This window comes from Streptomyces sp. UNOB3_S3 (genome assembly GCF_020740895.1).
Taxonomy (GTDB): Bacteria; Actinomycetota; Actinomycetes; order Streptomycetales; family Streptomycetaceae; genus Streptomyces.
The window spans coordinates 1-13,825 of the sequence record NZ_JAILXP010000185.1 but is presented as its reverse complement, the minus strand read 5'-3'; the positions used below and the strand labels follow the sequence as shown (position 1 = coordinate 13,825).

Genomic DNA, 13,825 nt, shown 5'->3' with positions numbered 1-13,825 from the left:
GGGGAGAGACACAGGACCGCACTGTCAGTGCCCACCGCTACGGTGTTCCGCATGGCTGCCCGTACCTCTCGCTCGTCCGCCAAGGACCGGCCCTCCTACCGCTGCACCGAGTGCGGCTGGACCACCGCCAAGTGGCTCGGCCGCTGCCCCGAGTGCCAGGCGTGGGGCACCGTCGAGGAGTTCGGCGGCGCGCCCGCCGTGCGGACGACCGCGCCCGGCAGGGTGACCACCGCCGCCCTGCCCATCGCCCAGGTCGACGGCCGTCAGGCCACCGCGCGCGGCACGGGCGTCCCCGAGCTGGACCGGGTGCTCGGCGGCGGCCTGGTGCCCGGCGCGGTGGTGCTGCTCGCGGGCGAGCCCGGCGTCGGCAAGTCGACGCTGCTGCTGGACGTGGCGGCGAAGGCGGCCTCCGAGGAGCACCGCACGCTGTATGTGACGGGCGAGGAATCGGCGAGCCAGGTCCGGTTGCGCGCCGACCGCATCGGCGCGCTCTCCGAGCATCTCTATCTCGCCGCCGAGACCGATCTGTCCGCCGTCCTCGGGCACCTCGACTCGGTCAAGCCGTCGCTGCTGATCCTGGACTCCGTCCAGACCGTGGCCTCCCCGGAGATCGACGGGGCGCCCGGCGGCATGGCCCAGGTCCGTGAGGTCGCCGGCGCCCTCATCCGGGCGTCCAAGGAGCGCGGCATGGCCACCCTCCTGGTCGGCCACGTCACCAAGGACGGCGCCATCGCGGGCCCCCGCCTGCTGGAGCACCTGGTCGACGTCGTCCTCCACTTCGAGGGCGACCGGCACGCGCGGCTGCGCCTGGTGCGCGGTGTGAAGAACCGCTACGGCGCCACGGACGAGGTCGGCTGCTTCGAGCTGCACGACGAGGGCATCACCGGCCTCGCCGACCCCAGCGGCCTCTTCCTCACCCGTCGCGCCGAGCCCGTGCCGGGCACCTGTCTGACGGTGACGCTGGAGGGCCGCCGTCCGCTGGTGGCCGAGGTGCAGGCGCTGACCGTCGACTCCCAGATCCCCTCCCCGCGCCGGACGACCTCGGGCCTGGAGACCTCCCGCGTGTCGATGATGCTCGCCGTGCTGGAGCAGCGCGGCCGCATCAGCGCCCTCGGCAAGCGCGACATCTACAGCGCCACGGTCGGCGGCGTGAAGCTCTCCGAGCCCGCCGCGGACCTGGCCATCGCGCTCGCCCTGGCCAGCGCCGCCAGTGACACCCCCCTGCCGAAGAACCTGGTGGCCATCGGCGAGGTGGGCCTGGCGGGCGAGGTCAGAAGGGTCACGGGCGTGCAGCGGCGGCTGGCCGAGGCGGCCCGGCTTGGCTTCACCCACGCCCTCGTGCCCGCCGACCCGGGCAAGGTGCCCAGCGGGATGAAGGTGCTGGAGGTCTCGGACATAGGCGATGCCCTCCGGGTGCTGCCCAAGCGTCCCCGCCGGGAGCAGGGCCGGGAGGCGAACCGGGAGGCGAACCGGGAGGCGAACCGGGAGGCGAACCGGGAGCCGGGCCGGGAGGCAAGCCCGAGGACCACTCCCGAATAGGCTGGGCGCCAGTAGACTTTCACCTGGTCCCGCCCGTACGTACGCTCCGCCGCATACGACAGCGCGCGACGCGCACGGCGTGCACGACGGCGCGTACGCGACAGCAGGGCGGCCCGAGGCACCGTTGACCTTGCGACCGGAGGAGTGCAGTGGCAGCCAACGACCGGGCATCGGGCCCCGGCAAGTCCGGAGGCGCCTCCGGTGGCTCCGGGGTCGACGGGCTGATGCGCACGCTGAGCGCCGTCGCGCCCGGCACGGCCCTGCGTGACGGCCTGGAGCGCGTTCTCCGCGGCAACACCGGCGGGCTCATCGTCCTCGGCATGGACAAGACCGTCGAGTCGATGTGCACCGGCGGATTCGTCCTCGACGTCGAATTCACGGCCACCCGGCTGCGCGAGCTGTGCAAGCTGGACGGCGCGCTGATCATCGACAAGGACATCAGCAAGATCGTGCGGGCGGGCGTCCAGCTCTACCCCGACGCGTCGATCCCCACCGAGGAGACCGGCACCCGCCACCGCACCGCGCAGCGCGTCTCCATCCAGTCGGGCTTCCCCGTGGTCTCCGTCAGCCAGTCGATGCGGCTGATCGCCCTGTACGTGGGCGGGGAGCGCCGCGTCCTGGAGGAGTCCGGCGCGATCCTCTCCCGCGCCAACCAGGCGCTGGCCACCCTGGAGCGCTACAAGCTCCGCCTGGACGAGGTGGCGGGCACCCTGTCCGCCCTGGAGATCGAGGACCTGGTCACCGTCCGGGACGTCACGGCCGTCTCCCAGCGGCTGGAGATGGTCCGCCGCATCGCCACGGAGATCGCGGAGTACGTGGTCGAGCTCGGCACCGACGGCCGGCTGCTCTCCCTCCAGCTCGACGAGCTGATCGCGGGCGTCGAGCCCGAGCGGGAGCTGGTCGTGCGCGACTATGTCCCCGAGCCGACCGCCAAGCGCACCCGCACGGTCCCCGAGGCCCTCTCCGAGCTGGACTCCCTCTCCCACGCCGAGCTCCTCGAACTGCCCATCGTCGCCCGCGCCCTGGGCTACAGCGGCTCCCCCGAGACGCTGGACTCCGCCGTCTCGCCGCGCGGCTACCGGCTGCTGGCGAAGGTGCCCCGGCTGCCCGGCGCCATCATCGAGCGGCTCGTGGACCACTTCGGCGGGCTCCAGAAGCTGCTCGCCGCCAGCGTGGACGACCTCCAGACCGTGGACGGCGTGGGCGAGGCCCGGGCGCGTTCGGTGCGCGAGGGGCTCTCGCGGCTGGCGGAGTCGTCGATCCTGGAGCGGTACGTCTAACGCTCCGCTAGGAGGGTTGACGGGCCGCTGCGGGTCCGTTGTGGCTGGTCGCGCAGTTCCCCGCGCCCCTTACGGGGCTCAGGCCTTCTCCAGGACGAATTCCGTGCGGTCGGTGACGCCGGCGACCTTCACCTCGACGCGGTAGGTCCCCGGCGCCGCGGCCATGGCGCCGGAGGGCGTGGCGCACTGCGGGGCGCTGCGCTTGCGGTCCCATTCCACGGTGCGCTTGGTCTCGCCGGAGCCCGGCACCTCGAAGAGCACCGCGCCGGTGCCCCGGGGGCAGTCGCCGGAGTTCCAGACGTGCGCCTCACCCTTGTCGTCGGTGATGACGAACATGGCGGCGGTCGCCCCGAAGTTCACCTTGCAGGCGCTGCCGCCGGAGTTCTTCACGACGAGTTCGAACTTGGGCTTCTCGTCCGGGCGGTAGGAGTCCTTGACGCTGCGCACGCTCAGCCGCACCGCGCCCGGTGTGCAGTCGGGCAGGCTCGACGCGGCCGTCACCGGCTTGCTGTCGCCGGTCACCGCCAGCCCGGGGCCGCCGCCGAAACCGCCGGCCGCACCGCCCGCGCCACCGGCCGCCCCCGATCCGCCGCTCCCGGCACGGTCGCCGGAACCGCCGCCACCGCCACTGGATCCGCCGCCACCCGAATCGCCACGCCCGCCCGGTCGTTGACCGCTGTGCGGCCCCGAAGGTGTCGGTCCGGGAGTGATCGTGGCGTCCGCTGTCGGCGCCTGGCCGTTCTTGGCGCCCTCGCTCTGGTCGCCCTCGGAACCGCCGCCGTCACCGCCCATGGCGAGGAACCAGATGACGACCAGCACCATAAGTCCGAGCGCGCCAAGCGCAACTGCCCTCCGCCGCCAGTAGATGGAGGAAGGAAGCGGCCCGATCGGATTGCGCAGAGATCCCACGCGAAAACTCTACGAGAGATCGGCCGGGGGACCAGCCAGTACCCGCCGTAGGAGTGCCTACTTTTCCCATCATCTGCCCGGAACCGGGACCGTTGGCGCCGGCCGGACCGGTCACCGGCGCGGTCCACGAGCGTTCGTACGGCTGCGGATGAATCGTCAGAACATCATGCCCGCCAGCGAATTCCGCCCGAATTCAGGGTGATTTCAGGATGAAACGGACTGCTCCCACTCGGTCTTGTGCCCGAAGCCCCGGCCGTTGTCGACCAGCCGCAGCCAGTCCGGGCGCAGTTCCCACAGCCCGGTGCGTTCCATCGCCTGCCGCAGCCGGTCGGTCCGTTCCACGTAGGGGAAGCGCGCGCTGTACGCGTGCCAGGCGGCCTCACGGTCGGCGCCCTCCAGGAGGCGGCAGGTGCCACGGCCCTGGACGCCGGTGAGCGAGGTCCAGTCCTGTCCGTCGCGCTGGGCGGTGAAGGCGACACGGCCGTCGCCGGCGAGCAGGGCGCGGCCATGACGGGTGGTGCCGGAGGTGACGAAGAGGAGCGACGGAACAGATGTGCCGGCGGCCGTGTCCACCGCGTAAAGCACGGCGCACGCCTGCGGACCGTCCTCGTCCGCGTAGGCCAGGGTCAGGGTCGTGTGGGCGTCCAGGGCGGCCCTGATCTCGGCGGGCGGCGCGGCCACGGGGTCGGTCGTGGGGTCTGCCATGGGATCGGTCATGCGATCAGCCTAGGAGGCCGGTCGGCGGTGGTGGCGCTCACCCGATCGGGGCGGCCGGGGGCGCGGGTGGCCGACGCGGGCCCCAGCCGTTTCGCCACTTCGCGCGAGCGTGCCAGGATCGGAGTTGCCATGACTGCGATGCCTGCCACCACGCCCCAGACGTCCACCCTGTTGCACGCCCCGGTGATCGACTGGTTCACCGTGCACGCCCGTGATCTGCCCTGGCGCCGCCCGGAGGCCGGGCCGTGGGGGGTGATGGTCAGCGAGTTCATGCTCCAGCAGACCCCCGTGAGCCGGGTGCTGCCGGTGTACGAGCAGTGGCTGGCCCGCTGGCCGCGCCCGGCCGACCTAGCGGCGGAGCCGCCGGGCGAGGCGGTGCGCGCCTGGGGGCGGCTGGGCTATCCGCGCCGGGCGCTGCGGCTGCACGCCGCCGCCTCGGCGATCACCGAGCGGCACGGCGGCGAGGTGCCGAGCGATCACGCCAAGCTGCTGGCGCTGCCGGGCGTCGGCGAGTACACGGCCGCCGCCGTGGCGTCGTTCGCCTACGGGCAGCGGCACGCGGTCCTCGACACCAATGTCCGCCGGGTCTTCGCCCGCGCGGTGACCGGCACCCAGTACCCGCCGAACGCCACGACAGCCGCCGAGCGCCGGCTCGCCCGCGCCCTGCTGCCCGAAGAGGAGCCGGTGGCCGCCCGCTGGGCCGCCGCCACGATGGAGCTGGGCGCGCTGGTCTGCACGGCCCGTACACCCTCGTGCAACAGCTGTCCGATCGCGGCGGAGTGCGCGTGGCTGGCCGCCGGGTCGCCCGCCCACGACGGGCCGCCGCGCCGGGGCCAGACGTACGCGGGCACCGACCGGCAGGTGCGCGGCAAGCTGCTGGCGGTGCTGCGCGAGGCGATCGCGCCGGTGCCGCAGGCCGCGCTGGACGCGGTGTGGCACGAGCCGGTGCAGCGGGCGCGGGCGCTGGACGGGCTGGTGGCCGACGGGCTGGTCGAGCCGCTGGCCGACGGACGCTACCGGCTGCCGCTGACGTAGCTGACGTAGCTGACGTAAGGGCCACGCGTACGGCTGTGCGTACGGATGTGCGCACAGCCGTCGTACAGCGCTCACAAAGCCATCGTCGTGAGCCGCCCCCGCCTTGCTTCCGAAACGGACAGAGCCGGTCTTTCTTTGATCTATTCCTCCGGCTGTTACACAACCTATGGATAGCTGTGTTCCAGCCGACGGGCTCTCGCACATCGCGTCGCAACAGCTCCTCCGTAGCGTCCTACCCGTGCTGGAGGACCACCAGCGTGGCGCGGGGAACGCGAGTGGATTGGAGGCTGCGGTTATGGCGGGCAGCAGCGGCAAGGTGCTGGACTTCGAGGAGTACGTGCGCAACCGTCAGGACGCCCTCCTGCGCAGCGCCCGGCGTCTCGTCCCGGACCCCATCGACGCACAGGACCTGCTGCAGACCGCCCTCGTCCGCACCTACGGCCGCTGGGACGGGATAGCGGACAAGTCGCTGGCCGACGCCTACCTCCGCCGTGTCATGATCAACACTCGTACGGAGTGGTGGCGCGCCCGCAAGCTCGACGAGGTGCCCACCGAGCAGCTCCCCGACGCCAGCGTCGAGGACGGCACCGAGCAGCACGCCGACCGTGCGCTGCTGATGGACATCCTCGGGGTCCTCGCGCCCAAGCAGCGCAGCGTCGTCGTGCTGCGACACTGGGAGCAGATGAGCACCGAGGAGACCGCGGAGGCGCTCGGCATGTCGACCGGCACGGTCAAGAGCACGCTGCACCGCGCGCTGGCCCGGCTGCGTCAGGAGCTGGAGAGCCGGGACCTGGACTTCCACGCCCTCGAGCGCGTCGACCGGGGGCGGGAACGGTGCGCCGCCTGAAGCGCGCGGCCGGCTTCGGGCCGGCGATGATCACCGGTGGTGCGGTCACTGCGATGGCCGCTGCCGCCGGTCTTCTGCTTGCCGGCTGCGGGACGAGCAGCGACGGCGTGCGCAAGGAGGGGCCGGCGCAGAACCAGCCCGCCGCGAAGGCGGCCACGCGCTCGCCCGCGGCGACCGCCACCCCGGCCCAGAAGGTCGACGCGATCAAGCTGATCAAGTCCGACCCCAAGGTCAGCGATCAGATCAAGAAGAACCTCAAGCCCTGCGTCAAGGACCAGTACCCGGTCGACGTCACCTACGGCCAGCTGACCGGAGGCGACGACACCGATGTCGTGGTGAACGTGCTGACGTGCGGGGATTCCCTCGGCATCGGCTCGTATGTGTACCGTCCCAAGGGGGACTCGTACGAGAATGTGTTCACGGTCGAGCAGTCGCCCGTGTACGCGGACATCGACCGCCGGGATCTCACGATCACCAAGCAGGTCTACGGTCCGGGTGACGCGGTCTGCTGCCCCTCGGGCGTCGACGTCCTGACGTACCACTGGTCGGACGGCACGTTCCACGAGACCGGCCGTACCCACACCGACTACAACAAGGTCGGCAACACCGGCAAGGTGCCGAGCGAAGGATCGGAGGGCTGAGAGCCGCGTGGCCGAAACGCATGTGCTTTTCGTCGAGGACGACGACGTCATCCGCGAGGCGACGCAGCTCGCTCTGGAGCGCGACGGCTTCATGGTGACGGCGGTGCCGGACGGACTGCTGGGGCTGGAGAGCTTCCGGGCCAAGCAGCCGGACATCGCCCTGCTCGATGTGATGGTCCCGGGCCTGGACGGGGTCAGCCTGTGCCGCCGGATCCGTGACGAGTCCACCGTCCCCGTGATCATGCTGTCCGCGCGTGCCGACTCCATCGACGTCGTGCTGGGCCTGGAGGCCGGCGCCGACGACTATGTGACCAAGCCCTTCGACGGCGCCGTGCTCGTCGCCCGCATCCGGGCCGTGCTGCGCCGCTTCGGGCACGCCAGCGGGGCCGGCGGGGCGGGCGCCGCGGCCGAGGAGCCCCAGGGCATCGAGGCCGGGGTGCTGCGCTTCGGCGACCTGGAGGTCGACACGGAGGGCATGGAGGTCCGCAAGGCGGGCGCGGCCGTCGCCCTGACCCCCACCGAGATGCGGCTGCTGCTGGAGTTCTCCGCCGCGCCCGGCACGGTCCTCTCCCGCGACCGGCTGCTGGAGCGCGTCTGGGACTACGGCTGGGGCGGCGACACCCGCGTCGTGGACGTCCATGTGCAGCGGCTGCGCGGCAAGATCGGCCAGGACCGCATCGAGACGGTCCGCGGCTTCGGCTACAAGCTCCGGGGCTGACGGCCCGGTGCGGTTGGTTTCCGACGGCTCGGTCGTCCCAAAGGGCCCGGTCGTGTCAGGGTGAAGTCGTGGTGAAGCTCGCTCTGCGCAGTGGCCTGCGCTGGAAGGTCAGTCTGGCCATCGCCTGCGTCGGCGCGCTCGTCGCCGTCGCGCTCAGCCTCGTCGTCCACAACGCGGCCCGGGTCTCCATGCTCAACAGCAGCCGCGACCAGATGGACGACCGGGTCCAGATCGCGCAGCGCTACTACGAATCCACCGGCGGCAAGCGGATGCTGCGCGCCCAGGTCAACGACCCGGCTCTGCCCAAGCAGCTGCGCGAGGCCGCCGAGCTCGGGCTGCGCGCCACCTACCTCCAGGACAACGGCTCCGGGGCCCCCGAGGTGTGGGCCTCCACCCCGCTGCGCGACGGCAAGATCCTCTCGATCCACACCCGGTTCAAGGACCGCTACGACATCCTCAACGACCTCGACCGGGCCCTGATCATCGGCTCCGTCTCCGTGGTCCTCGGCGGCACGGCGCTGGGCATCCTCGTCGGCGGCCAGCTCTCCCGGCGGCTGCGCAAGGCCGCCACGGCCGCCCGCAAGGTCGCGGACGGCGAGTCCGACATCCGCGTCCGCGACGCCATCGGCGGCCGGGTGCGCGACGAGACCGACGACCTCGCCCGGGCCGTCGACGGCATGGCCGAGGCGCTCCGCGACCGGCTGGAGGCCGAGCGGCGGGTCACCGCCGACATCGCCCACGAGCTGCGCACCCCGGTCACGGGCCTGCTCACCGCCGCGGAGCTGCTGCCGCCGGGCCGGCCCACCGAGCTCGTGAGGGACCGGGCACAGGCCATGCGCACGCTGGTCGAGGACGTCCTGGAGGTCGCCCGGCTGGACGGCTTCGCCGAGCGCGCGGAGATGCAGGACATCGAGCTGGGCGAGTTCGTCGAGCGCCGGGTGCGGGCGGCGGCCCCGGAGGCCGAGGTGACCGTCCTGCGGACGGCGTACGTCTCCACCGACCCGCGCCGTCTGGAGCGCATCCTGGGCAATCTGCTGGCCAACGCCGCCAAGCACGGCAAGGGCCCGGTGGAGGTCACGGTGGAGGGCCGGGTGCTGCGCGTGCGCGACCACGGCCCCGGCTTCCCGGAGGAGCTGCTGAGGGAGGGCCCGAGCCGTTTCCGCACGGGCAGCGAGGACCGGGCGGGCAAGGGCCACGGCCTGGGCCTGACCATCGCGGCCGGTCAGGCCAGGGTCCTCGGCGCCCGGCTGACCTTCCGCAACGCGGACCCGGTGGTGGAGGGCGGCAGCGGCGCGATCGCGGTGCTGTGGCTGCCGGAGTCGTCGCCGACGAGTACGAGCAGCTTCCCGGTGATCAGCGTCTGACGCTGTGCCGGGTCTTGATCAGAGCTCGCCGCCGCGGGCGACCATGAAGTCGACCGGGTCGACGGCGGAGCCGTAGTCCGGGGTCGTACGGATCTCGAAGTGCAGGTGGGGGCCGCTGGAGTTGCCGGTGGAGCCGGACAGGCCGATGTCCTGGCCGGTCATGACCCGCTGGCCCACGGAGACCTTCACCGAGGACATGTGGGCGTACTGCGAGTACTGGCCGTCCGCGTGCTTGATCACGACGGCGTTGCCGTACGCGGGACCGTCGCCACCGCCGTTGCCGCCGGCCTTGACGACCGTACCGGCGTGGACGGCCTTCACGGGCGTACCGGAGTCCACGACCAGGTCCTGGCCGCTGTGCTTGTTGGCCCACATGCTGCCGGCCTTACCGAACGGCTGGCCGATCCGATAGCCCTCGACGGGGTGCACCCAGGCGTTGGCGCGGCTGCGCGAGGCCTCGGCCTCCTTGCGGGCGTCCTCGGCCCGCTTCCGGACCTCCTCGGCGCGCTTGGCGGCGTCCTGCTTCTCCTTCTCCGCCACCTTCAGCTGCGTCTCGCCCTGCGCGTGCAGCGCGTGGCCCAGCGGCGCGACGGCCGCGAAGCCGGGGAGGACGCCGCCGGCCGGAGCGGCCGCCTCGGCCGCGAGCGCGACCCCGGATCCGAGCGCGACCGACGCCCCGAGCCCGGCGGCCGCGAGAACGGCGGTGCGGACGCGGAAAGCGGTCTTGCTCGAGTCACGGAAAGCGGTGCGCTTCGGCTTCGGCATACGGGAAAACCTCCGGAAAAAGAACAGGTCCCGGCCGTCGGACCGGGATCGCCATTCCTTGGTAACCCGTGTGCGGGGGCGCTGACAAAGGGCGCCGCTACTAGGGCGGGCCGTAATTCGGAAATGATCTTGGAGGTGGCGCGCGGGCCTCGCCGGGGAGGATTTCCACTAACCGGCTTAGTGGCGGCGAAACAGCCTGTGGGTCTTGTCACCGCGCCGGGACCAACAACCCTATGGATTCCGGGACCAAAGTCCCGGCGGTGGCGGTACGCTCCGGGTCAGCGCACGCACACGGACCGTGCGTTGCGGATGGGGAGTGGGCGGGGGCATCGCGGTGGACTTCGACGACATCGAGCTGCCGGACGCGGTCCGGGCCATACGCGACGGCCTGACCAGCGCGGCGGCGGCCGGGGCCGGGGAGGACCTCACGTTCGACGTGGGCGAGATCGCCATGGAGTTCACGGTCGAGCTGCGGCGGGACGTGAAAGGCCGGGGCGGGGTGAAGGCCTGGGTCGTCGACGCGGGCACGGACGCGTCCCGGGGATCCACGCGGACCCACAAGGTCTCCTTCAAGCTGACGCCCAAGGACCGGCGCACGGGCGAGGGCTGGAAGGTCGGCAACGACCGGCCTGCGGGACTGTCGGGGTTCGGGCTCGCGGACGAGCAGTGAGCGCCACGGAGTGGTTTCGCTCCACCGAGAGCCGCCTGGTGGCGGTTCTCGGCGAGCAGCAGGGCAGCGGGGTGCTGCTCACGCCGGACCTGGTCCTGACGAGCGCCCACGTGGTGGGCACCGGAAGCGCCGCAGTGATAGTCGCCCTGAGCAGCAGTACTCACCGAACCGGCGACGTCGTGTGGCGCGACCCTGACCGTGACGCGGCACTGCTGCACGTCACGGAGCCACTGCTCGTGGTCGGGAGGCAGGCGTTACGTTTCGGGAGCCTGGTGGGCGGCTGGCCCGTTCCCGACTGTCAGATCCTCGGATTCCCGCAGGTCCAGCGGTACAAAGGTGCCCAGTTGGACTCCGTTCAGATCACGGGCACTGTCATGCCGTTGTCGGGCCGCGTCCAGGAGCGGTACTTCCTGCGCGACGCGCACCATCCACCGGCCCGCATGTCCGACGGTTCCCCCTGGGCAGGATTGTCCGGCGGCCCGCTGTTCACCGGACCGGTGCTGCTCGGCATCGTTACAGAGGACCCGGCGGGCTGGGATCACTCGGCCCTCAGTGCCGTGCCCATTGCGAAGATCCTCTTCGCACCGGGTTTCTCGGCCACCGCACGGGCGCTCGGCCTTCGATCTGCGCTGGAACTGATCGGCTCGGGAGGCCCTGCGGACCTCTCCTACGAGGATCAGTACGCAAAGGCGATCAAGGCTCGCTACAGCCGCATGGAGGTCTTCGGCCTCGACGACCTGGGCAGCAGCGAGAACAGCTGGGACCTGGACACGGCGTATCTGAGCCTGGAGGCGCTGGCTCCGCGTGCCATGGACCGTCCCGACAGCGCAGACCTCCGCCCGGAGCCCCAGCGGATCGAGGAATTGCTGGGCTCACGGCCGCGGGCCGTCCTGCGCGGCGAGGCCGGGGCCGGGAAGACGACGCTCGTGTGGTGGCTGGCCTCGCACGCTGCCTGCCGGACCCTGCCGGAGGAACTGAGCGACCTCAACGGCCTGATCCCCTTCGTGATCCCCATGCGCAGTCTCACCGCGCAGGGCATCACCACCCCCACCCCCGCCCAGCTGCCCACCATCGCCCGGCTGCAGGTGGACGAGGCCCCGAGCGGCTGGGCCGGCCGCGTCCTGGAGGCGGGACGGGCCCTGCTCCTCGTCGACGGCCTGGACGAACTCCCGCAGGCCGAGCGCGGCCCCGCCCGCAAATGGCTCGCCGACCTGCTGCGGATGTACCCGGACACCCGTTGCCTCGTGACCGCGCGGCCGCTCGCGGTCGAGCAGGCCTGGCTGGAGTCCGAGCGCTTCGAGGAGCTGCAGCTCCTGCCCATGAGCGACGGCGACATCCAGTCCTTCGTGGCCGCCTGGCACAAGGCCGCCCGCCTGGAGTGCGACGGCTACGCCGACAAGGCGCGGGCGGAGCAGGAACGCACCCGTCTCACCGCCCTCGAACGCGACCTCGCCCAGGAGTTCCAGCGCAACGCCGCGCTGCGCGACCTGGCCCGTACGCCGCTGCTGTGTGCGGTGATCTGTGCCCTCCACCGACGGCGTCAGGGACTCCTCCCCCGCACCCGCTGGCACCTCTACGAGGCCGCGCTCGCCATGCTGCTGGGCAATCGCGACGCCCACCGCCGCATCGGTGCCCCGGAAGGCATCGACCTGACGATCGAGGACAGCCGGCAGCTGCTCCAGCGCATCGCGGTCTGGCTGGTGCGCAACGGCCGGGCCGAGCTCTCGCGGGAACAGGCGACGCGCCAGCTCGAACACGCGATGAAGGGCCTGCGCCGCGTCCGCGAGCAGGGTACGGCGGAGCAGGCCCTGAGGCATCTCCTCAACCGGAGCGGTCTCCTTCAGGAACGCGCCGCGGACTCCCTGCAGTTCATCCACCGCACCTTCCAGGACTATCTGGCGGCCAAGGAGTTCCAGGACAGCGATTCCCTCGACGAACTGCTGGGGCATGCGGAGGAAGAACAATGGCAGGACGTGCTCCGGCTGGTCATCGGCCATTGCGGGCGCGGGGAGAGCAAGCGGGTCATCGCGGGGTTGATCGCGGCCGGTGACTCGGCGGACGGGCGGAAGGCACGGTGGTCGCTGCGCACGCTGGCGGCGGAGTGCGCGATCAGCGCGGCGTATCTGGACGACGAGCAGCACGAGAAGGTCTGGGACGGGGTCAAGGAGCTCGGGCCTCCGGACACAGAGGAGGAAGTGGACCTCCTTTCCTCCCTCGGGCCGGATGTCCTCCCGGTGCTACCGGGGCCCGAAGGGATGGCCATCGAACCGGCACAATGCGTCGTGAGCGTGCTCGGCTCGCTCGGGGACGCGGCCCTGCCGCTTCTCAAGCGCTACGGACAGCACGAATCGGAGATGGTGCGGCGCCAGGTGACGAACGCGTGGGAAGGCTTCGAGGCTCGGACTTTCGCGGAGCAGGTCCTCGCGAACATGCGGCTGGACGACATCCGGCTCGCCGTCTCCTCGGCGGAGGAACTCACTCAGATCCCGCTGCTGGGCCCGATCGACTCCCTGACCATTGCGGGCAGCCACACGGCGGACAGCATCGGCCGCTCCCTGACCGGCCGTTCCTTGAGGCTCTTGAGCATCGCCAATAATCCCGCCGTGGCCGATCTCGATTTTATCCACGATCATCCGGAGATCCGGATCCTAAGGATTTCCGACTGTCGCGGACTGCGGGACATGGAGGCCCTGGCGGGATCGAGCCTTCGACGCCTGACGCTGGACGCGACATTCCTTCCGATCGCCGCACTGAGTGTCATCGCCAAATTACCGGCACTCAGCGTCCTGGACCTATTCGGTCTGTCATCCGAGAGTGACGGAAGAATTCCTCCGTTACCCCCGGGAATCTCCACTCTCGACATTTCCTGTCGAGAGGGCCCGGTCCGGTTGAACGGCATCGCGGCTCAGAGAAACCTCACTGCCCTGTACATCGGATCGCATCTCGCTTCCCTGGCGGAGCTCGGCGAGCTGGCGGAACTGAGTCGGCTGCAGAGTCTCGACCTCCGCATCAAAACGTCCGGCCATCTCGCGGAGGTGGAACCGCTTCGTCAGGTGCGCTCACTCGGCCTTGCGCTCACCGAGGACCTCAGGGTGGACTCCGGGCTGTTCCACGCATTCCCCGAACTCGACGAGCTACGCCTCACGCCGACCGTCCCGGGCCGCGTCGAACTGGACCTTTCAGACCGGCACGCCTCACGAGGTCCGCTGGTGGTGTGGACCAGCGAGCCTCGGAACCTGAAAGTGACCGGCGCGGAGCGCCTGGGCGACCGCCTCACGATCAGAAGCATCTTCGGCGACGCACCCGCCCCTACTCCCCCACCGCCAGCTTCACCCCGAAC

At 71.3% G+C, this 13,825-nt stretch carries 12 protein-coding genes; 9 read left to right on the top strand and 3 right to left on the bottom strand.

What is annotated here, in order from left to right; genetic code table 11:
- The first annotated feature begins 51 nt into the window (after positions 1-51).
- Together radA and disA are read left to right on the top strand one after the other, a co-directional pair.
- Complete coding sequence (gene radA / locus K6I33_RS20380; RefSeq protein WP_229354705.1) at positions 52-1,539, top strand: DNA repair protein RadA; 1,488 nt, start codon at positions 52-54, stop codon at positions 1,537-1,539.
- Between the two features lie 149 nt (positions 1,540-1,688).
- Positions 1,689-2,819, top strand: a complete 1,131-nt coding sequence (gene disA, locus K6I33_RS20375) for a DNA integrity scanning diadenylate cyclase DisA (RefSeq protein WP_229354695.1) — start codon at positions 1,689-1,691, stop codon at positions 2,817-2,819.
- Between the two features lie 78 nt (positions 2,820-2,897).
- On the opposite strand, the gene K6I33_RS20370 is transcribed toward disA, so the two are convergent.
- Complete coding sequence (locus K6I33_RS20370; RefSeq protein ID WP_238491844.1) at positions 2,898-3,641, bottom strand: hypothetical protein; 744 nt, start codon at positions 3,639-3,641, stop codon at positions 2,898-2,900.
- A 291-nt stretch (positions 3,642-3,932) separates the two neighbouring features.
- Positions 3,933-4,445 carry a pyridoxamine 5'-phosphate oxidase family protein gene (locus K6I33_RS20365; RefSeq protein WP_229354683.1) on the bottom strand — a complete coding sequence of 171 codons (513 nt, stop codon included), beginning with the start codon at positions 4,443-4,445 and terminating at the stop codon, positions 3,933-3,935.
- Positions 4,446-4,574: 129 nt separating this feature from the next.
- Between K6I33_RS20365 and K6I33_RS20360 the strand changes: the two genes are divergently transcribed.
- The 5 genes from K6I33_RS20360 to cseC all read left to right on the top strand — a co-directional run bounded on the left by K6I33_RS20360 (position 4,575) and on the right by cseC (position 9,050).
- Positions 4,575-5,480, top strand: a complete 906-nt coding sequence (locus tag K6I33_RS20360) for an A/G-specific adenine glycosylase (RefSeq protein WP_229354681.1) — start codon at positions 4,575-4,577, stop codon at positions 5,478-5,480.
- A 295-nt stretch (positions 5,481-5,775) separates the two neighbouring features.
- Complete coding sequence (locus K6I33_RS20355) at positions 5,776-6,327, top strand: SigE family RNA polymerase sigma factor (RefSeq protein WP_229354679.1); 552 nt, start codon at positions 5,776-5,778, stop codon at positions 6,325-6,327.
- A 26-nt stretch (positions 6,328-6,353) separates the two neighbouring features.
- Entirely contained in the window at positions 6,354-6,968 is a 615-nt protein-coding gene (locus tag K6I33_RS20350; protein ID WP_374285340.1) for a hypothetical protein, read from the top strand.
- A 7-nt stretch (positions 6,969-6,975) separates the two neighbouring features.
- Positions 6,976-7,686 (top strand): two-component system response regulator CseB, encoded by a 711-nt coding sequence (cseB, locus tag K6I33_RS20345; RefSeq protein ID WP_229354675.1) that lies wholly within the window; start codon positions 6,976-6,978, stop codon positions 7,684-7,686.
- Positions 7,683-9,050 carry a two-component system sensor histidine kinase CseC gene (cseC, locus tag K6I33_RS20340; protein ID WP_374285337.1) on the top strand — a complete coding sequence of 456 codons (1,368 nt, stop codon included), beginning with the start codon at positions 7,683-7,685 and terminating at the stop codon, positions 9,048-9,050. Before cseB ends, cseC begins: the two co-directional genes overlap by 4 nt.
- An 18-nt stretch (positions 9,051-9,068) precedes the next feature.
- On the opposite strand, the gene K6I33_RS20335 is transcribed toward cseC, so the two are convergent.
- On the bottom strand, positions 9,069-9,815 hold the full coding sequence (locus K6I33_RS20335; RefSeq protein WP_229354671.1) for a M23 family metallopeptidase: 747 nt from the start codon (positions 9,813-9,815) through the stop codon (positions 9,069-9,071).
- Positions 9,816-10,131: 316 nt separating this feature from the next.
- Here K6I33_RS20335 and K6I33_RS20330 point away from each other — a divergent pair, with 316 nt between their 5' ends.
- Entirely contained in the window at positions 10,132-10,485 is a 354-nt protein-coding gene (locus tag K6I33_RS20330) for a trypco2 family protein (protein WP_229354669.1), read from the top strand.
- Positions 10,482-13,825: NACHT domain-containing protein (locus K6I33_RS20325; protein WP_229354667.1), on the top strand; the 3,344-nt coding region annotated here is incomplete at its 3' end. The genes K6I33_RS20330 and K6I33_RS20325, both read left to right, overlap by 4 nt.

Coding starts and splice junctions, on each gene's coding strand:
- K6I33_RS20360 (WP_229354681.1), top strand. CDS start 4,575: ATGACTGCGATGCCTGCCACCACGCCCCAGACGTCCACCCTGTTGCAC.
- K6I33_RS20355 (WP_229354679.1), top strand. CDS start 5,776: ATGGCGGGCAGCAGCGGCAAGGTGCTGGACTTCGAGGAGTACGTGCGC.
- radA (WP_229354705.1), top strand. CDS start 52: ATGGCTGCCCGTACCTCTCGCTCGTCCGCCAAGGACCGGCCCTCCTAC.
- K6I33_RS20335 (WP_229354671.1), bottom strand. CDS start 9,815: ATGCCGAAGCCGAAGCGCACCGCTTTCCGTGACTCGAGCAAGACCGCT.
- K6I33_RS20370 (WP_238491844.1), bottom strand. CDS start 3,641: ATGGTGCTGGTCGTCATCTGGTTCCTCGCCATGGGCGGTGACGGCGGC.
- K6I33_RS20365 (WP_229354683.1), bottom strand. CDS start 4,445: ATGACCGATCCCATGGCAGACCCCACGACCGACCCCGTGGCCGCGCCG.
- K6I33_RS20350 (WP_374285340.1), top strand. CDS start 6,354: ATGATCACCGGTGGTGCGGTCACTGCGATGGCCGCTGCCGCCGGTCTT.